This is a genomic window from Sneathiella sp., assembly GCF_047631475.1.
In the GTDB taxonomy this organism is placed as follows: Bacteria; Pseudomonadota; Alphaproteobacteria; order Sneathiellales; family Sneathiellaceae; genus Sneathiella.
In genome coordinates this window covers 127,998-145,348 of the sequence record NZ_JBLHZT010000001.1, presented here as the reverse complement: position 1 = coordinate 145,348, position 17,351 = coordinate 127,998, and the positions used below count along the sequence as shown (strand labels likewise).

General features: G+C 48.9%; 21 protein-coding genes. 12 read left to right on the top strand and 9 right to left on the bottom strand.

The window, feature by feature from the left end; all coding sequences use genetic code 11:
- Positions 1–9: 9 nt before the first annotated feature.
- Positions 10–861, bottom strand: coding sequence for an MBL fold metallo-hydrolase (locus tag ACJAYR_RS00740; RefSeq protein ID WP_415234816.1), 852 nt, complete (start codon positions 859–861; stop codon positions 10–12).
- Positions 862–1,015: 154 nt separating this feature from the next.
- On the opposite strand from ACJAYR_RS00740, the gene ACJAYR_RS00735 reads away from it, so the two are divergent.
- The 6 genes from ACJAYR_RS00735 (at position 1,016) to ACJAYR_RS00710 (ending at position 4,939) form a co-directional block, all read left to right on the top strand.
- Positions 1,016–1,702: a fumarylacetoacetate hydrolase family protein gene (locus ACJAYR_RS00735; protein ID WP_415234815.1), complete on the top strand. Its 687-nt coding sequence runs from the start codon at positions 1,016–1,018 to the stop codon at positions 1,700–1,702.
- Positions 1,703–1,783: 81 nt separating this feature from the next.
- Complete coding sequence (locus tag ACJAYR_RS00730) at positions 1,784–2,140, top strand: hypothetical protein (protein ID WP_415234814.1); 357 nt, start codon at positions 1,784–1,786, stop codon at positions 2,138–2,140.
- Between the two features lie 157 nt (positions 2,141–2,297).
- Positions 2,298–3,089 carry a hypothetical protein gene (locus ACJAYR_RS00725; RefSeq protein WP_415234813.1) on the top strand — a complete coding sequence of 264 codons (792 nt, stop codon included), beginning with the start codon at positions 2,298–2,300 and terminating at the stop codon, positions 3,087–3,089.
- 69 nt (positions 3,090–3,158) lie between these two features.
- The gene (locus ACJAYR_RS00720; RefSeq protein ID WP_415234812.1) at positions 3,159–3,857 is read left to right on the top strand and encodes a glutathione S-transferase; all 699 of its coding nucleotides are present in this window, start codon (positions 3,159–3,161) and stop codon (positions 3,855–3,857) included.
- Entirely contained in the window at positions 3,857–4,354 is a 498-nt protein-coding gene (locus ACJAYR_RS00715; RefSeq protein ID WP_415234811.1) for a DUF1643 domain-containing protein, read from the top strand. The genes ACJAYR_RS00720 and ACJAYR_RS00715 overlap by 1 nt, the downstream gene beginning before the upstream one ends.
- A 3-nt stretch (positions 4,355–4,357) precedes the next feature.
- Complete coding sequence (locus ACJAYR_RS00710) at positions 4,358–4,939, top strand: thymidine kinase (protein WP_415234810.1); 582 nt, start codon at positions 4,358–4,360, stop codon at positions 4,937–4,939.
- Here ACJAYR_RS00710 and ACJAYR_RS00705 read toward each other — a convergent pair.
- The 5 genes from ACJAYR_RS00705 to ACJAYR_RS00685 all read right to left on the bottom strand — a co-directional run bounded on the left by ACJAYR_RS00705 (position 4,927) and on the right by ACJAYR_RS00685 (position 10,032).
- On the bottom strand, positions 4,927–5,319 hold the full coding sequence (locus tag ACJAYR_RS00705; RefSeq protein ID WP_415234809.1) for a DUF423 domain-containing protein: 393 nt from the start codon (positions 5,317–5,319) through the stop codon (positions 4,927–4,929). The two genes, ACJAYR_RS00710 and ACJAYR_RS00705, sit on opposite strands and share 13 nt — an antisense overlap.
- 60 nt (positions 5,320–5,379) lie before the next feature.
- Positions 5,380–6,507: an acyl-CoA dehydrogenase family protein gene (locus ACJAYR_RS00700; protein ID WP_415234808.1), complete on the bottom strand. Its 1,128-nt coding sequence runs from the start codon at positions 6,505–6,507 to the stop codon at positions 5,380–5,382.
- 12 nt (positions 6,508–6,519) lie between these two features.
- A complete protein-coding gene (locus ACJAYR_RS00695) occupies positions 6,520–7,716 on the bottom strand; it encodes an acyl-CoA dehydrogenase family protein (protein WP_415234807.1) in 1,197 nt (398 codons plus the stop codon).
- Between the two features lie 151 nt (positions 7,717–7,867).
- On the bottom strand, positions 7,868–9,454 hold the full coding sequence (locus ACJAYR_RS00690) for a rhodanese-like domain-containing protein (protein WP_415234806.1): 1,587 nt from the start codon (positions 9,452–9,454) through the stop codon (positions 7,868–7,870).
- A complete protein-coding gene (locus ACJAYR_RS00685) occupies positions 9,454–10,032 on the bottom strand; it encodes a cysteine dioxygenase (RefSeq protein ID WP_415234805.1) in 579 nt (192 codons plus the stop codon). The genes ACJAYR_RS00690 and ACJAYR_RS00685 overlap by 1 nt, the downstream gene beginning before the upstream one ends.
- Positions 10,033–10,241: 209 nt before the next feature.
- On the opposite strand from ACJAYR_RS00685, the gene ACJAYR_RS00680 reads away from it, so the two are divergent.
- The 3 genes from ACJAYR_RS00680 (at position 10,242) to ACJAYR_RS00670 (ending at position 13,916) form a co-directional block, all read left to right on the top strand.
- Positions 10,242–10,859: a hypothetical protein gene (locus tag ACJAYR_RS00680; protein ID WP_415234804.1), complete on the top strand. Its 618-nt coding sequence runs from the start codon at positions 10,242–10,244 to the stop codon at positions 10,857–10,859.
- Between the two features lie 123 nt (positions 10,860–10,982).
- Complete coding sequence (locus ACJAYR_RS00675; RefSeq protein WP_415234803.1) at positions 10,983–12,410, top strand: NAD-dependent succinate-semialdehyde dehydrogenase; 1,428 nt, start codon at positions 10,983–10,985, stop codon at positions 12,408–12,410.
- Between the two features lie 45 nt (positions 12,411–12,455).
- Positions 12,456–13,916 carry a M20 family peptidase gene (locus ACJAYR_RS00670; protein WP_415234802.1) on the top strand — a complete coding sequence of 487 codons (1,461 nt, stop codon included), beginning with the start codon at positions 12,456–12,458 and terminating at the stop codon, positions 13,914–13,916.
- A gap of 7 nt (positions 13,917–13,923) precedes the next feature.
- Here ACJAYR_RS00670 and ACJAYR_RS00665 read toward each other — a convergent pair whose 3' ends face one another.
- Positions 13,924–14,343 (bottom strand): secondary thiamine-phosphate synthase enzyme YjbQ, encoded by a 420-nt coding sequence (locus ACJAYR_RS00665; protein ID WP_415234801.1) that lies wholly within the window; start codon positions 14,341–14,343, stop codon positions 13,924–13,926.
- A gap of 104 nt (positions 14,344–14,447) precedes the next feature.
- Here ACJAYR_RS00665 and ACJAYR_RS00660 point away from each other — a divergent pair, with 104 nt between their 5' ends.
- Together ACJAYR_RS00660 and ACJAYR_RS00655 are read left to right on the top strand one after the other, a co-directional pair.
- On the top strand, positions 14,448–14,624 hold the full coding sequence (locus tag ACJAYR_RS00660; protein ID WP_169543248.1) for a YegP family protein: 177 nt from the start codon (positions 14,448–14,450) through the stop codon (positions 14,622–14,624).
- Positions 14,625–14,722: 98 nt separating this feature from the next.
- Positions 14,723–15,136, top strand: coding sequence for a PaaI family thioesterase (locus ACJAYR_RS00655; RefSeq protein WP_415234800.1), 414 nt, complete (start codon positions 14,723–14,725; stop codon positions 15,134–15,136).
- A gap of 1 nt (position 15,137) precedes the next feature.
- Here the strand turns inward: ACJAYR_RS00655 and ACJAYR_RS00650 are convergent, their stop codons facing one another.
- Positions 15,138–15,989: a crotonase/enoyl-CoA hydratase family protein gene (locus tag ACJAYR_RS00650; protein ID WP_415234853.1), complete on the bottom strand. Its 852-nt coding sequence runs from the start codon at positions 15,987–15,989 to the stop codon at positions 15,138–15,140.
- Between the two features lie 142 nt (positions 15,990–16,131).
- Here ACJAYR_RS00650 and ACJAYR_RS00645 point away from each other — a divergent pair, with 142 nt between their 5' ends.
- Positions 16,132–17,073 (top strand): threonine ammonia-lyase, encoded by a 942-nt coding sequence (locus ACJAYR_RS00645; protein WP_415234799.1) that lies wholly within the window; start codon positions 16,132–16,134, stop codon positions 17,071–17,073.
- Positions 17,074–17,081: 8 nt separating this feature from the next.
- Here the strand turns inward: ACJAYR_RS00645 and ACJAYR_RS00640 are convergent, their stop codons facing one another.
- Positions 17,082–17,300, bottom strand: coding sequence for a hypothetical protein (locus ACJAYR_RS00640; protein ID WP_415234798.1), 219 nt, complete (start codon positions 17,298–17,300; stop codon positions 17,082–17,084).
- Positions 17,301–17,351: the final 51 nt, after the last annotated feature.

Below are 17,351 nucleotides of genomic sequence, written 5' to 3'. Positions count from 1 at the left end.
CGTTACATTTTATACATCAAATCGGAAACGATCTTCACCATCCGCTTTAACATGTCCGGCGGTTGGCGTTGCAAAATGGGTTCCAATGACTAACACATCCCTTTCAGACAACGCTTTCAACATTGCCAAGCGTGTTGAGCGCGCCTCCTCCGGGTCGGTATCGGCTGCACTCGACCAATCTGTTCTGGCCATTTGACAGGGATGATGAATGGAATCGCCTGTAATCCAGGCTTCTTGACCTTTAGACGTTATCTGCACACTTACATGGCCGGGGGTGTGCCCCGGCGTTGGTACCAACGCAACGCCTTCACAGATCTGTTCGTCCATATCCACGAACCGCGCCAATCCTGCTGCAATGATCGGCTCAACAGAATCTTCGATCACCGAGCCGTAGTGATCCTGATCTTCCTGCTGCCAATGTTCCCATTCACGGCGCCCGAATAAATATTCAGCGTTCGGGAAAGTAGGAACCCACCGATCACCTTCAAGCATGGTATTCCACCCCACATGATCAACATGCAAATGGGTACATAAAACCATGTCGATACTGTCGCGCGGATATCCGGCCAGTTCCAAATCTTCCAGAAACCGCGTCTGCAATTTGTTCCAGCTCGGAACGACCCTCTCTTTATCATTCCCAATACAGGTATCGACGATTATGCGGGTCGTTCCCGTATCAACAACCAATGCATGGATACTCATCGTCAGCTTCCCGTCTTCCGTCATAAAATGGGGGGCCAGCCAGGTAATCGGAAGGACATTTTCCGGTGTCGCATCTGGGAGGATGAAACGGGTTCCCCCAGAAGTTTCAATTTCCACAATCCGGGAGATCTTGATATCTCCAATTTGCCAAACATTCATATTGCACCTTTTTTTCTTCTTATTGTGCCCGCAGACCAGAAAGGACCCACTATCTTAGGGATCTTTTCCACGAGAATGCAACTAAGCTGTTTGAAAGATCAATGGTCTGGGATTACTCTACCCGAAACTTCCTCCATCTTCTGGAATATCAATAATGTCCTATTTGTTTGAACCGGCCGCAGTCCCTGCTCTTCCCGTCCTTGGTCAGGATACTCTTTTTCCTGTTCACAGGATTTATTGTGTGGGACGCAATTATGCGGAACACACGAAAGAGATGGGCGGGGACCCGACGCGGGAAGCTCCCTTTTTCTTTTCGAAACCGGCCGATGCGATTGTGCAAAACCGGTCAACAATTGACTATCCGGCCGCCACAGAAAACCTGCATTTCGAAATGGAACTTGTGCTAGCCATCGGAAAAAAAGGCAAGAATATCCCGGTAGACGCGGCACCCGATTTTATTCTCGGGTATGCCAGCGGTGTAGATCTGACCCGCCGTGATCTTCAGGCAGCCGCCAAGCAAAAGGGGCGCCCATGGGATTGTGCAAAAGGGTTTGACCAATCCGCGCCCTGTAGTGCCATCCGCCTGAAATCGGAAACCAACGATCTGGCATCTTCCAAGATATGGCTGGACGTCAATCAAAGCCGAAAGCAGGAAGCCCGTATCTCTGACATGATCTGGTCCCCCGCTGAAGTAACGGCTCATCTTTCCTGTTTCTACGAACTGGTTCCAGGCGACCTGATTTTCACGGGAACCCCTGCGGGTGTAGGAGCCATCAAATCTGGTGATCATATTGTTGGCGGCATTGAAGGGCTGGAGACCGTAGAGCTCAACATTCGATAACAGAAAATTCTCACGCCTGATTGACCAATTGAAACGCCGACATATCTAATAAGAATAGGCTGTTATAGTGAAAATCAGACCATGAACCAATATATCCGCCCTCTTTTTTTTGGTTATTTAACCATTGCCAACCTTAATCTGGCAATGGCCGCATCCCTGCAATCAGAAATCGCTGCCTACACGGCAGAAGATTGCGCTCCTGTCGTGCAACAACATTTGACCGAAGCCGGGATTGATCCCAAACATGTTGAAAAAATCGACTATCTTACGATCCATAAAAATCCAGGCGATAACGCAGGAGAAGATTATGAGTTCCAAAGCTGGATCAGCTTTTCCAGTTGTCAGGGGAACTATGTGATCATGCTGGATCGAAGTTGCTTTATCCAGCAAAGCTACTTCTATGGCCGATGCACGCCAAAGCAGACAATGAAGCAATAAAAGGCCATTTAAAGGTTAATAAATAAGGTTAACAAAAAATAAATTCAATAAATCTTCATCCCAGTGTTTTCAACAAGATTAATCTGATTTACACTGCCCGCGACTTGCGCCCAAAAAGGGTTTAGTCAGGGGTTTTGGGGGACACGTTACGCGACATATGAATTTCGTCAGCAAAAAATTGAAAAATCAATATTCCAACGTATCGGAACTGTCCGACCGCGAACGGAAGTTGCTTGCCGAAAATAAAAAGCTGAAGCGTAAAAACAAGCGATTAAGTACGGCTATGCTGTATTTGGTAGACCAGATTGAAACGCGCCTGCCCCTGTTTACGGCACAAAAACCACCGAAGGTGCAGCCCAAAAAAGAGCCAGATCCTATCCCTAGCCCCGCGAAGACCCGGCTTAAAAGAAATGTTTCTTCTATAACGTGGACACCTGAAAAACTGGACGACAGTCAGCGGCCTCAACGGCGGAGAACCCCGCTAAGCATGCAACAGATCTTTGCATCAAAAAATAGTGAAAAATCGGTAACGCCTCCTGAACGCGCTGACGATCGGAAAACTGCTGAAAGCCCTCCTGCCAAAAAGACACCTCTGGCAGAAAAACAGGCATCACTTGCTGCCAAGCTAAAAACAGAAGTGCCGCCTGAAACCATTCAAACGCCAGACCTTGCACCCGAAGAAATGAGTTTGTTAGCGTCTCCAACCAAAGAACGGCCAAAGGATCTCACCAAAATTCAACCGTCAGAAGTTTTTGTAAAATCGGAACAGAAAACGGTTAGTGCCCTGGAAGCCTCGCAATCCTACAGGGCTGTCTCAATTGCTTCTGCGCCTGTGCCAGATGTAAAAACGGTAGAAGATGAAGAGGATGAAGCTGAAAAGAAACTTCTCCGTCAGAACAATATGATGCGCGAGGCTATGTTAAGACGGGTCAATCGCCTTCGTTGGTAACCTGACAGGTCTTTACAGGCTCAGGGATTTGAATTAGGTGATACTTATCCCAAGTAACGAACTGATCAAATGGCTTCTTTGAAAAACAGCGAAAATAAATCAGAAATTCCTGTTTTATACAGTTTCCGGCGATGTCCGTACGCCATGCGTGCGCGCATGGCAATTTTCTTTTCAGGCCAGACGGTCGAACTCCGGGATATCCTGCTGAAAAACAAACCACAGGAAATGCTGGATGCCAGTCCAAAAGCAACCGTCCCGGTTCTGATCTTGCAGGATGGAACGGTCCTTGAAGAAAGCAGAGACATTCTTTACTGGGCACTTGAAACGTCTGATCCAAAAAACATTCATCCAGATACCCCTGAACAGCAAGCAGAACTGGCGCAGTTGATTGACGAAACTGACGGGCCGTTCAAATCTGCACTGGACAAGTACAAATACCATGTCCGCTTCCCTGAAAACAGCCGCGAAGCCTACCGCGAAGAGGGGGAGCGTTTCCTGCAAAAACTTGAAAACCGACTAAGTTCGCACTCTTTTTTGATGTCGGATCATCCTTCTTCTGCGGATATTGCGGTTTTCCCGTTCGTCCGGCAGTTTGCAAATAGCGACCGCAGCTGGTTTGATAATGCCCCGTACCCTGCCGTTCAAAAATGGCTGGAATACTGGGTCACATCGGCCCCGTTTAAAACCATCATGGCGAAACGAACTGAATGGGCTCCGGGTGTACCCGGCCCGATTTTTCCAGATTTTACTCAAAGGACATGCCTCTAATGGACGCCCGGTTTTTTAAAGAGAGCGGCGCGGATTTTAGCGACTGTGATGCCTATCGGTATCGGCTCTGGCGGCGATGGGATGATGGTCCATCTGTTTCCTTTCTAATGCTCAACCCGTCAACCGCGGATGCGGCGCGGAATGATCCGACGGTTGAGCGATGCCACCGCCGTGCCATATCCATGGGCTTTGGCGCGTTAGAGGTGATTAATATTTTTGGCTTTCGCGCCACTGACCCTAAAGATCTGAAACGGGCTTCAGATCCTGTAGGCCCGGCAAATGATGACGCCCTCATTGAGAGCATCACACGGGCGGACATGACCATCTGTGCATGGGGCAGCCATGGTGATCATCTGGATCGACATCTGGCGGTTCGTAAGATGCTCAGAGACAAGGCCTTAAATGTACATGTCCTCGCGTTGACATCAAAGGGACAACCAAAACACCCCTTATACATACCGTATTCCGAAACACCGAAACCTTGGAACGACATCTAGATCATGGCGAAACTATACTTTTATTATTCGACAATGAACGCCGGAAAATCCACGACGTTGCTGCAATCCAGCTTCAACTATGAAGAACGCGGAATGCAGACGCTGCTGCTGACTGCAGCATTTGACGACCGGTATGGCCAAGGCAAAATCACATCCCGTATTGGACTTGAAGCAGAAGCCAGCCTTTTTTCTGACGACACTGACTTATTGGAACTGGTCACAAACACCCTCAAAGACAGGCAAATTGACTGTGTCATGGTGGACGAAAGCCAGTTTCTGTCCCGTGATCAGGTGTTTCAACTCTCAGAGATCGCTGACCAGCTCAAGATCCCAGTCCTCTGCTATGGTCTTCGAACTGATTTTCAGGGCAATCTTTTTGAAGGCAGCCGCCATTTACTGGCCTGGGCCGACGAATTAAAGGAACTTAAAACCATCTGTTTTTGTGGTAGCAAGGCGACGATGGTGATCCGTGTAGACGAAAATGGCGACCCCATTCGGGAAGGGGCCCAAAAAGAAGTCGGTGGCAATGATCGTTATGTTGCCTTATGCCGCAAGCATTTCAAACAATACACCTACGGCGATTGATTTTTCCTGACATTCAGAAAACCGCCGATTGCAAGAAGAAGCCAACCCATAATCATGAAGATACCACCGGTTGGTGTTATATAAAAGCCAATGGCTTCCCCGGTGAAGGATCGCACATACAAAGAACCGGCAAAAAACAGAATCCCAAGTGTCAGAAGGCTTGCAGACAGGTGAAAATATCTGTGTCCTTTTGACGCTTTTCCGGTCAGCAAACCGATTATCAATATTGGCGATATTGTCACCATATGAAACAGTAATGCCGTGTTGTGAAATCGCCCGACAACAACGTCTTCTGCGGGAAGATGGGCACCAAGCGCGCCCAGTATAACGGCAGCGGCACCTAATATTGCACCAACTGAAATCCAAGGGAAAATCATCATTTCCTCACAAAAAAAGCTGGAGAAAGTCTCCAGCTTTATAATATGGGTGTCTTTAAACGTCTAAGACAAGTCAGAATAACGGCTCAGATGATAATCGGTATTCCCGAAAAGCATTTCCAGTGTCGATAAACGCTTGAAGTAATGCCCGATAGAATATTCATCTGTCATCCCCATGCCACCATGAAGCTGTACAGATTGTTGACCAATAAACTTGGCCGCCTTACCGATTTGAGCTTTTGTCGCAGAAACAGCCTTCTTCGTGTCCAGATCATATCCCAGATCCAGCTTCATCGCGACCATGTCTGACATGGATTTAGATTGCTCTGCTTCCATATACATATCCACCATGCGATGCTGAAGAACCTGAAACTTTCCAATTGGTGTTCCAAACTGCTTGCGTGTCTTCAGATACTCATTTGTAATCTCATTGGCTGCCGCCATGGCGCCAACAGCTTCGGCACATAAGGCACCGATTGCACGATCCACAATCTTTTCAATTACCGGGAAGGCCTTGCCTTCTTCGCCCAAAAGGGCTTCGGCTTTCACGCCATCAAAATGAACATCTGCCGCCCGAAGGCCATCCACAGTGCGATATCCCTGTATGTCCAACCCTGCGGCTGCTTTATCAACAACAAACAGAGAAATACCGTCAGCGTCTCGTGAATCCCCACTGGTTCGCGCCGAAACGATCAACTTATCGGCCGTCGCACCATGATAGACAACCGCTTTATGACCATTCAGAACATACTCATTTCCGGATTTCGTCGCTGTTGTTTCAACATCATTGAGATTAAAACGCGACTGTTTTTCAGCATATGCGAAGGCCAGCATCAAATTGCCTTCGATTACCGACGGTATGATTGCCTCAATCTGTTCATTGCTTCCCGCTTCAACGACTAAGCCACCGCCCAAAATTACGGTTGAGAAGAAGGGCTCCAGAACCAGTCCGCTGCCCATGCTTTCCATCATGATCATGGTTTCAACAGCATTGCCACCAAATCCGCCAACATCCTCAGAGAAGGGCATTCCCAACCAGCCGAGTTCCGCCATTGTCTTCCAATGTTCGAGGCTGTACCCCAAATCCGTTTCTGCCAACTTCATTCTGGCTTCGGGAGAATAGTTATCCTGTACAAACCGATCGACGCTGTCTTTTAACAGGGATTGTTCGTCTGAAAGTTCAAAATCCATTTTTATTATTCCTTATAATCCCAGAACCATTTTAGAGATGATATTTCGTTGAATTTCGTTACTGCCACCGTAAATGGAAGCGGCTTTGAGGTAAAGATGTTCTGCCATCGGTCCGGTCGCATAATCCGGACCAATAGGGGCTTCGTTAATCCCAGCGTAATCGCGCTGCGCCTCGTAAGGCGCGCCATACATGCCCAAAGACTCGACCAGCAAGTCGGTCAAGCGTTGCTGAATTTCAGTGCCTTTAATTTTTAGTAAGGACGGTTCTGCTGAGAGCTTTTTGCCGCTTTCCAGCATGGAAATCATCCGAAGTTCCGTATACTCCAATGCCGTCAGATCTATTTCGATCTGATTGAGCTTACGCATAAAGTCCCGGTCTTCTTCCAGATAACCGCCATTCACACGCTCATTTTTTGCGATTTGGCGTAACCGCGCAATTTTCCGTTTTGATTGGGCGACACGGGCGATTGTTGTTCGCTCGTTGCCCAGCAGGAATTTAGCATAGGTCCAGCCCTTGTTCTCTTCTCCAATCCGGTTTTTCACAGGCACACGAACATCATCAAAAAAGACTTCGTTCAATGTATGCTCTTTATCCAGACCGATAATTGGCTTGAGCGTTATGCCCGGCGTTTTCATGTCGATTAATAAGAAGGAAATGCCTTCCTGTGCTTTTGCCGAGCTGTCGGTACGCACGAGACAGAAAATCATGTCGGCATATTGCGCGTGCGACGTCCATATTTTCTGGCCGTTGACAATATAGTCATCGCCATCCCGAACAGCTTTTGTTTGCAACGAAGCCAGATCAGAACCCGAACCCGGCTCCGAATACCCCTGACACCACCAGTCATCAGAGTTCAAAATACGTGGGAGATAGTAATCTTTTTGCTCTTGATTACCAAAAGTGTAAATCACCGGGCCGACCATACTGACACCAAATGGCATTGGCGCCGGGGCAGAAGCCGCCCCCATTTCCTGTGCGAAAATATATTTCTGGGTCGTCGTCCATCCCGTCCCCCCATATTCGGCGGGCCAATTTGGCGCCATCCAGCCCTTTTTATGCAGGATCTTCTGCCAACGTTGCTGCCCTTCCTTGGTGAAATGAAGTCCGCGATCACATCGATCTTTAACGTCCGCAGGTAGCTGGGTTGCAAAAAATTCTCTGACTTCCGCCTGAAAGGCTAAATCTTCATCACTGAACGACAAATCCATTGGGGTTCCTCCATTATAAAACAGGGCATCTCACGTGCCCATTTCAGCCTATGCTAGGCCGAGACGAAACTGAATGCAAGCCCACCTTAACTGCGGGAAACAAGAAAATTAAAAATACGATTTTCCGAACAAAACCTATCGACGCCTGCCCTTATTCCAGAACGGAAAATCTTGTACTTCCGTCCCGTTCGACCTGTGGGACCAGCGCGACTTCCCAATCCAGATATTCCTGCATTCTTTGGCGAATCTTTTCCCGGTTGTCATAGGGCTTATACCACAGATCATCCTGTTTACTCAGCAGCCGCGTATCCCCTTCTTCCGTTGGCAGTCCAGCTTGCCGCCACCCCTCATTACCGCCCGTTAACACATGAACAATGGCAAGCGGTCTTGCTGCCTTCACATCTTTAACAGCCAAATGTGCCAACCGTTCATCGTCTGCGGTAATCACAATATATCCAACGAGAGGCAGGAAATTCAGATCCTCTGCAATCCGGGACCGAATAACCCAATAAGACCCCGGTATATGGGATTTTCGATAGGCAAGGGAATTCGCAAGGTCAAGAACCGCCGCGGCCTCACCGGACGCGTTGACAGCATCCAATTCCAACGGCGTGATATCCCCGCCCAGAGCTGCGGAGTCATCCGTGCCTGAGGCAAGCTCAAACCCACTTAAATCGGTTAGAACAAAAACGTTCGACCATCCGATTTGTTTAAGCCAGGAAGCACTCATCCAGGCCCGCACTTCCCTGTCATCCACCAAGACCAAATGAGAATTTTTTACGGCCACATATTCATCGGTCGCCTGAACAAGCTGTCCGCCCGGCGAAAAATGACTGCCAGGAAGATGCCCCGCCGCGAAGTCTTCAATCGTCCGCACATCCAGCACAAACAGGCTGATATCCTCTGCTTGCCTTTGCAACGCTAAGAGGCCGTCTTTTTCCAACAATTCAACGCCTGCCTTCGCCCCGACGGTACGGGCGGCCCGCACACTGCGGTCCAGATTTTCACGGGATGGTTCAGGGGCAATGATGTTTGCATGATTGGCAAGGTTGTGTCCTGCCAGGTACCACCCCATTGTACCGTCTTTAAGCGCCATAACCGGATTTTTAACCCCGGCGTTAATCAAAGACTGCGCACCAATAATACTGCGTGTCCTGCCCGCGCAATTAATAACAATAGTCGTCTCGTCGTCCGTTACCGTTTCAAAAACCCGGTGAACCAGTTCGGCACCGGGCATATCAATCGCACCCGGAATGCTCATCCGGTGATATTCATCAAACGGACGACTATCAAACACGACGATATTCTCGTCTGCCTCCAACCGCTGTTTCAACTCATCGGCTGTAATATGCGGCGTTTCGCAGTGATGTTCGACAAATTCACCAAAGGCTTTGCTGGGAACATTCACCCCTGAAAAAATTTCAAACCCGGCGCCATGCCAACCAAGAATGCCCCCGTCCAGAATTGACAAACTGGTAAATCCCATTTCTGCTAGCGTCTGGGCAGCCCGGACGGAAAGCCCGTCTCCATCCCCCTGATCAATCAAACAGATGTCTACAGATTTGCGAGGCAACTTTCGTTCAGCCTCCAATTCAAGGCGGCTAAGCGGCATTGAGGTTGCCCATAAAGGGTGCCCCTGCGCATAAACGCCTTGTTCCCGGACATCCAAAAAGGCAACTTCCGCATTGGAGGCAAGCTTCTGCTGCATCTGGGCGGGAGAGATCGTCTCAAATGACACTATCGCGCCTCTCTTATGTCAGTATGTGCAGGAAAGACACGCCATTCAGCCGCGGGCTCACTCCAATAATTACGGTTCGGCAATTGCTCCAGCGCCAAGCCGTACATATGAAAGTTGAGAACAGGATCACCGTCGGCAATATGAATGCTGTGCACATCCTCTGCATGAAGCGTAACACCTGTTCCGGCTTCGACGATCTCACGGCCTTTCAAATCAACACCGTCTTGTCTTTTATGGTAAAACCGATTTTCCTCCTGACCGGTTATACCGACGATAACGGCCCAGGTCGTATGATCATGCGGCGGCGCATTCACATCTCCCTTTGCAACATTCGCATATAGGGCAAAGCGATGATCCGGATCTTCTGACAAACGATACAAACAGTTCCGCCTTTTACTGTCTGGTTCCGGTGGCGGAAAGGCATTCAGATTGAAAAGATCTGTTTCCGCGGCTAATTCAATCAATTCGTTTCGGATAAAATCCAGCATTGCCTGATCCGGTGTTGTGGTCCCGATCTTGTTTCTGATCGCGTCAACGCTGCGTTTTACTCTCGTTCTTCGTTGCTCTGTAGTTGCCACAGGCCCCTCCCTTTTTCATCATTGTATCAAGCGTCTCGCCGAAGGAAAAGCGAGAACACTGGATCCGCAACATCACCCTGAAACCCTGCGCTGACCATTAAAGCGATTTTGCAAATTAGATATTTTTAATGTATAGTGACGCCAATAAGAAAATAAGTAGATTGTCGCGTTTTTGATTGAGGGGAACAACCTGAAAAGGAGGATCCTTTATGGAAAATGCGCAAAAACACCCATCTCCCGCCGTCAGAGAAGCCGTTGGTGTTTTCGACGATATCGGTGCCATACATGATTGTGTCGATGAACTGCAAAGTCAGGGGTTTGATCGCTCTGACATTACGATGTTGGCAAGGGATCAGGTTGTCGGCAGCAAATCTTTGCTTCCCATTGAAGACACTCTTCAAACTGAAGACAGCCCCAGTGCGTTGCGCGGTCCGGTTATCGAGCCTGAATCCGTTGGCGATGCCAAAGGCGCGCTGCTGGGAGCTCCCATTTATATCCTGACATTGGCCTGTGCAGGGGTTTCGGCTGCGTTTGGGTTGTCAACCGTTATGCTTCTTATCGTTTCGGCAATTGGCGGGTTGATGGGAGCCGGTATCGGCTTAATCCTTATGAACATTGTCGATAAAAGGCAAACCGGATATTACGACCGGCAACTGGAACACGGCGGCATCCCATTGTGGATTCACACCCGCGATCCGGATCACGAGCAAAGAGCGATCGACATTCTCATGCATAACCGAGCCCGCGATGTGCATATCCACGACCTTGATGGTCTCCCCTATGAAGTACAGGATGGCAGGACAACAGTTTACAAGATAATCCACTAGAAATCGCACCTCCATTCCGGTCCCTTTTCACCTGCTTACGGCGTAAAATCAGACTTTACATGGCCGCTAAGGCACGCTATGGCCCATGCAATGAAAATCAAAAACTAAAGGATGCGTGCTAAAATGTATATTAACGGGCAATGGCAGGACGCTGAAGATGGATCAAAATTTGTTGTCACCAATCCAGCAAATGGTGACATCATTGATCACGTGCCAAATGGCGGTGAAACCGAAGTAAAGGCAGCGATTGATGCCGCGGCTGAGGCCTTTAAATCCTGGTCGAAAACCAGTGCATATCAACGCTCATCTTTTCTCTATCGTGCGCATGGGCTAATGTTGGAGAGAAAAGAAGACCTAGCTCGTCTCATGACAACAGAGCAGGGAAAACCTTTAAAAGCCGCCCGCAACGAAGTGCAATATGGCGCGGATTTTCTGCTTTGGTATGCAGAAGAAGCCAAACGTATTTACGGAGAAACCATCCCCGCCCCGCGCGGTGATCAGCGCTTTATTGTTCAGCAACATCCAGTAGGCGTCGTCGCGGCAGTCACCCCGTGGAATTATCCGATTTCCATGCTTACACGGAAGATAGCCCCCGCCCTTGCGGCTGGGTGCACTATTGTTCTGAAACCCGCAGAATCAACGCCGCTCTGCGCCATTGCCATGTTCAAAATTTTTGAAGAGGCCGGCATACCGGCGGGCGTGGTCAATCTCGTCACCGCCGAAAAACCTGCAGCGATTGGCGAAGAATTTGTCAGCAACCCAAAAATTGCCAAACTGACATTCACAGGCTCCACCAATGTCGGGAAAATGCTGGCCCAAGGGGCCGCGGCCAATATGAAACGTGTATCAATGGAATTGGGCGGACACGCCCCGTTTATTGTCTTTGACGATGCAGATCCGGAACATGCGGCAAAAGGCGTTTCCCTGGTCAAATTCCTGAATACAGGACAAGCCTGCATCAGTCCAAATCGTATTTTCGTCCACAAATCAATCGTCGAGCCGTTCATTGAAACGCTGGAATCCCGTGTTCGTAAAATGCGCGGTGGGAATGGCCTTGAAGACGGCATCAGTATCGGACCGCTTGTCGGCCCCGGCGCGGTTGATAAAGTAGAGCGCCAGGTCAAAGATGCCTTGGATAAAGGGGCCCGCCTTGTTTGTGGTGGCCATCGCCTGATTGAAAACGGTCTCGAAAAAGGGTTCTTCTATGCCCCCACCGTTCTGGCCGATGTAACCGAAGAGATGCTGATTTACCGCGAAGAAACATTTGGTCCAGTTGCCCCTATTCTGACCTTTGAAAGTGAAGACGAGGTTCTGGAAAAAGCCAATGACACGAATTACGGATTGGCCGCTTACGTTTACACCCCAAATATCGGCCGGGCTTTCAGAATGTATGAAGGTCTGAAATTTGGCATTATCGGCATAAATGATATTAATCCGACCGCTGCTGCGGCCCCATTTGGCGGGATGAAGGAGAGTGGTCTTGGCCGGGAAGGCGGTCACGAAGGAATTTCTGAATATCTGGAAACAAAATTGGGTGGTTTCTCTATTTAATTTTCTAAGCTAGAGTTCTTCTACAAACTTGATAGGGGAACTCTTGTGATTAAGAAAATCATTATTGGTGTTGTTGGGATTGTATTGATTTTGGTCGCGGTCATCGCGTTCAAAACAATCACCAACACGCCGAAAACAATCCAGGCGGAGCAAATAAACAAAGCAAATATTGATGCGGATGCTGTTGCGCAGCGACTCAGCCAAGCGGTCCAGATCAAAACAATTTCAGTTTCACATAACGCCCCTGTCGCTCAGGCTGAATTTAAAAAGCTGCATGCCCTTATTGATGCCTCTTTTCCACTTGTTGCCCAAAAACTAACGAAGGAAGTGTTTGGCAATCACAGTCTTCTCTATACGTGGCAAGGCAGCGATGCTTCATTGCAGCCTGGCATCCTGATGGGCCATATGGATGTGGTCCCCGTCGAAGCGGGAACCGAGCAAAACTGGGAGCATCCCCCCTTCTCGGGAAAGATCATCGACGGCACAATCTGGGGCCGCGGAACACTGGATGATAAACTCTCGGTCTTTGCTATTCTGGAAGCTGCGGAATATCAACTCGCACAAGGATTTTCTCCAAAACGGACACTTTACTTTGCCTTTGGTCACGACGAAGAAATCGGGGGCGAGAATGGCGCCGGTAAAATCGCGGAACATCTGAAAAACCAAGGTGTAAATCCAGCCTTCACGCTGGATGAAGGCATGGTAGTAGTGAAGGACATTATGCCAGGCATAAGCCAGCCAATTGCCTTCATTGCGTTGGCAGAAAAAGGATATTTAACACTGGAATTAACCGCAAGTGCAGAAGGCGGTCATTCCTCTATCCCGCCAAAAGCAACTGCTGTCGGCAAGATTTCACGGGCCATTGCTCGACTTGAAGAAAACCGCCTGTCCGCCTCCCTGCAAAGCCCGGTTTCCGATATGCTGGAAACACTGGCACCTCATATGCCAATAAGCCTGAAAGCCGTGATTTCTAACCGCTGGCTTCTTGATCCTGTCCTTGTCGATCAGTTGGCAAAGGGGAAAACAACAAATGCAATGGTGCGAACCACAACGGCGGCAACCATTATTAACGGTGGTACAAAAGACAATGTTTTACCCAGCACGGCGCGGGCAACTGTCAATTTCCGATTGTTGCCGGGGGATACCATTGAGGATATCGTCGAGCATGTGAACAGTGTCGTTGATGATCCCGATGTCACAGCCAAAATCATGCAGGGCAACAACCCCTCAAAGGTCTCCAGCAGTGATAGCGATAGCTATAGAATGATCGAAAAAACTGTTCGGGAGGTTTTGCCCGATGTCCTGGTTTCACCCGGGCTGATGCTGGCCGGCTCTGATACCAAACATTATGAGCCGTTTTCAGAAAATAGTTACCGCTTCATTCCGATGCGCTTTGGCCCGAAAGATATTGCCCGGGTTCATGGAACAAACGAACGGATCTATATCGATAATTATGCAGAGATCATTCAATTCTATATCCGTTTAATGGAAAATTCCGGCACCTGATGCCGGGTTAATCTCCGATCAAATGAAGCGCCAGGTTACGAACATGTGCACGGGTTCTGTGTTCAAAAATATAGACCCCTTGCCATGTTCCAAGACGCAACCGGCCATCGCGAACGGGAATGGCCAAGGAGACATCTGTCAAACTGGACCGGATATGGGCTGGCATGTCATCCGGCCCCTCGGCCGTGTGCCGGTATAGGCTTGGGTTATCCGGAGCAAGCTGATCAAAATAGCTTCCCAAGTCCAGCAGGACGTCCGGATCCGCATTTTCCTGTATCGTCAACGATGCGGATGTATGCTGGATAAAAACGGTCAGGACACCTTCTGAATAATCCATCTCCCTCACCCAGGATTGAAGACGCCCGGTTATCTCAAATAGTCCTCTGCCTGAGGTTCGAAAATTCAAATCTCCACTAACTTGCCGCATCTTCCTGTTCCTGTTTCACTTTAATGACCCGGCCCGTGTTTTCCTGATCACAGATCGTAATCCCGCGCGTTAATTGAATGACATTCAGACATGGAGCTTACCAGATGAAAACAAATGGCGATAACGACAAGTGGGAAATTTATAAAGATAAAGGCGATGAATGGCGCTGGCGCAGAACAGCGCCAAACGGTCGCATTGTCGGAGCTTCGACCGAAGGGTATATCAAAAAACAGGATTGCGTTGATAATGCCATCCGAAACGGATTTCCAGAAACAGACTGATCCAAGACACCCTGATTGTTCGCACGCTTAATTGCGAACGGTCTGTCTTTGCATTCTACGCGGGATCGGTCATACTGGTTTCAAAAAGTGAGATCCGTATGACCCTTTCCAGCATTCCCGACGGCTTTAAACTCTCTAAAGGCCGCGGCCCGTTCGCCGATAAAATCGGTCCCCTCTACTACAAAAAAGAAGACGATGGTCACTATCGTTATGGTTTTTTGGTGGATGAAAGCATGACCAATTACAATGGCATTCTTCATGGTGGGATGATGATGAGCTTTCTCGACGAAATGATGGGACAGACGATCTGGCAGGCGGTTGGCCGAAAAAGAACCGCAACCATCAGCCTGAATTTTGATTTCATTGCCAGTGCCAAGATCGGCGACTGGCTTGAAATGCGATGTGACATTATCCGACAGGGCGTCTCAGTGGTCTTTATCCGCGGGGAACTCGTCAGCGGCGATAAGATTACCATCACCGCTGATGGTGTCTGGAAGGTAATCGGCGCCTGAATCAGGGTTGTCGGCGGACAAGCTTCCTAGGCGGCAGCAAATCATCAAAGACAGGTTTTCGTTTTTCCGCGTTCGCTTTCGCGGCTTCAAACAGGTCGTTGGAAAAGAACATCCCCGATTGCCAGACACTCATATAATTCAACGCGTCATCAACCGAATGGTCACGGGTATAATTTAACATTTCCTTGGTTCCGTGAACCGCAAGCGGTGACTTGGAGGCAATCGTTTCGGCAATATCCATAACAGCTGACAGCATGGCGTCGGCATCCTCATACACATGGTTGACCAACCCAACTTCTTTGGATTCTGCCGACATCATCCGGCGGCCCGTGTATGCCAGCTCGCGCACGATGCCAGACGGGATAAGATGCGGCAACCGCTGCAACGTTCCAACATCAGCCGTCATCCCGATGTTAATTTCCTGAATGGTAAAAAAAGCATCCTCTGTGCAGTATCGCATGTCACAGGCGGAAACCAAATCAACGCCCCCACCAATACAGCCTCCCTGAACAGCGACAAGCACCGGCAGACGGCATTTTTCAATAACGGTGAAGCTTTCCTGCATTTCCCGGACATTATTGCGCATTTGTTCCCGAATACGGGCAGGATCAGTTGCAGATTGCATGTCACTTGCAATATTGCCAAATGCGTTCAGGTCCAGTCCTGCTGTAAAATGCTTACCAGTTGAAGAAATAACAACAACACGGGCAGAAGCTGTTTTCTCGATTTCGGCAAAGGCATCCACCATTTCCTGCCAAAATTCCATAATTAGCGTGTTCAACTTTGCAGGTCGATTTAACTGAATATGCGCGATGTGATTTTCGATATTCAGCGCCAGCGTTGTGTAGGACATCCCTGTCATTCCTTTTTCATTTTTCATTTTTCATTTTTCATTTTCGGTTTTTACGGACACCTGTTCCGCAATAGAGTTGCACTCATTTCTGTAGAGGGTATAGACTCAGGCTCTTAATTGTTCTTTTATCAGGCTTTCCATCATGAGTAACACCATTTCAATCGATGCCTTTACCGCGGCTCGAAAAAGACTGTCTCCCTTTATCCGAAAAACCCCCATTATGGATGTTGAGTTGGATACAAAACAGAACGTTACGCTCAAACTGGAAAATCTGCAATTGTCTGGCTCGTTCAAGATACGCGGGGCTTTAAACACGGTTTTAAACCTAGACAAAGAGGCCCTTGACCGGGGATTGGTAACGGCGTCTGGCGGCAATCACGGGATGGGGGTCGCCGTAGCAGGGGCCCTTACCGGAACGCCTGCGACCATTTATCTTCCAACGAACACCCCCCAAAGCAAAATCGAAAAATTACGGGCAATCGCATCAGACGTTATTGTCCAAGGGGATGTTTGGGATGATGCCAATGAACTTGCCTTGAACGCCGTTGCAAAAGAAGGCAAAACCTATATCCATCCGTTTGCCGATCAATCTGTTATCGAAGGACAGGGCACTCTGGCTTTGGAAATCCTTGAAGCAGCTCCTGCTCTCGATGTTCTGCTGGTTGCCATTGGCGGCGGCGGTTTGATTTCTGGGATCTCAGCTGCTGCCAAACTCCTGAACCCGAACATTCGAATTATAGGTGTTGAAGCCACTGGCGCCCCGACCCTGTATGAAAGCTGCCGCAAAGGTGAGCTGGTTACGCTTGAAAAAATCGCGACCCGGGCCAGCACTCTGGCACCCCGCCGGTCCGCACAATCAAATCTGGACATCATTTCCAAAAATGTCGATCAGATTGTTCTTGTCGAGGACGAGGAAATGCTAGAAGCTGCCCAATGGTTATGGAACGCTTGTGGTATTGCAACCGAACTTGCGGCCGCGGCGGCGATTGCTGCTTTAAGAACAGGGAAATTTGTCCCTGACAGCGCCGAAAAAGTAGGCGTTGTTATTTGCGGATCCGGTTATGACGGATTTCCCCGGATATAACCAGCCGATCACGGGCGCATAAAATTATAGTCCTCTTCTTCACTGAGATTTTCAGCGAAGAAAACAAGCTCGCTGGCAATATCATCTGAAGATCGCGTTTTTTTGAACACGGCAATCGCTTCGGCGATCAAGGCACGCGCGAGAGCATCTTCTGAAATATTGTTGGCTTTTGCCTGCGTCAAAGCGTCATTGACGCAACTGCGGGCTGTCTCTGTGGCTGTTGGCACTCTTATTCTCCTTTTTGATTACCGTACCGTTGCCGCTGACCATCGGTCATT

Bases quoted from the DNA above. Each gene is read 5' to 3' on its own strand.
- ACJAYR_RS00720 (WP_415234812.1), top strand. From the start codon at position 3,159: ATGGCTTCTTTGAAAAACAGCGAAAATAAATCAGAAATTCCTGTTTTA.
- ACJAYR_RS00730 (WP_415234814.1), top strand. From the start codon at position 1,784: ATGAACCAATATATCCGCCCTCTTTTTTTTGGTTATTTAACCATTGCC.
- ACJAYR_RS00715 (WP_415234811.1), top strand. From the start codon at position 3,857: ATGGACGCCCGGTTTTTTAAAGAGAGCGGCGCGGATTTTAGCGACTGT.
- ACJAYR_RS00725 (WP_415234813.1), top strand. From the start codon at position 2,298: ATGAATTTCGTCAGCAAAAAATTGAAAAATCAATATTCCAACGTATCG.
- ACJAYR_RS00680 (WP_415234804.1), top strand. From the start codon at position 10,242: ATGGAAAATGCGCAAAAACACCCATCTCCCGCCGTCAGAGAAGCCGTT.
- ACJAYR_RS00655 (WP_415234800.1), top strand. From the start codon at position 14,723: ATGACCCTTTCCAGCATTCCCGACGGCTTTAAACTCTCTAAAGGCCGC.
- ACJAYR_RS00665 (WP_415234801.1), bottom strand. From the start codon at position 14,343: ATGCGGCAAGTTAGTGGAGATTTGAATTTTCGAACCTCAGGCAGAGGA.
- ACJAYR_RS00700 (WP_415234808.1), bottom strand. From the start codon at position 6,507: ATGGATTTTGAACTTTCAGACGAACAATCCCTGTTAAAAGACAGCGTC.
- ACJAYR_RS00645 (WP_415234799.1), top strand. From the start codon at position 16,132: ATGAGTAACACCATTTCAATCGATGCCTTTACCGCGGCTCGAAAAAGA.
- ACJAYR_RS00650 (WP_415234853.1), bottom strand. From the start codon at position 15,989: ATGTCCTACACAACGCTGGCGCTGAATATCGAAAATCACATCGCGCAT.
- ACJAYR_RS00695 (WP_415234807.1), bottom strand. From the start codon at position 7,716: ATGGATTTGTCGTTCAGTGATGAAGATTTAGCCTTTCAGGCGGAAGTC.
- ACJAYR_RS00710 (WP_415234810.1), top strand. From the start codon at position 4,358: ATGGCGAAACTATACTTTTATTATTCGACAATGAACGCCGGAAAATCC.
- ACJAYR_RS00740 (WP_415234816.1), bottom strand. From the start codon at position 861: ATGAATGTTTGGCAAATTGGAGATATCAAGATCTCCCGGATTGTGGAA.
- ACJAYR_RS00705 (WP_415234809.1), bottom strand. From the start codon at position 5,319: ATGATGATTTTCCCTTGGATTTCAGTTGGTGCAATATTAGGTGCCGCT.
- ACJAYR_RS00735 (WP_415234815.1), top strand. From the start codon at position 1,016: ATGTCCTATTTGTTTGAACCGGCCGCAGTCCCTGCTCTTCCCGTCCTT.
- ACJAYR_RS00675 (WP_415234803.1), top strand. From the start codon at position 10,983: ATGTATATTAACGGGCAATGGCAGGACGCTGAAGATGGATCAAAATTT.
- ACJAYR_RS00660 (WP_169543248.1), top strand. From the start codon at position 14,448: ATGAAAACAAATGGCGATAACGACAAGTGGGAAATTTATAAAGATAAA.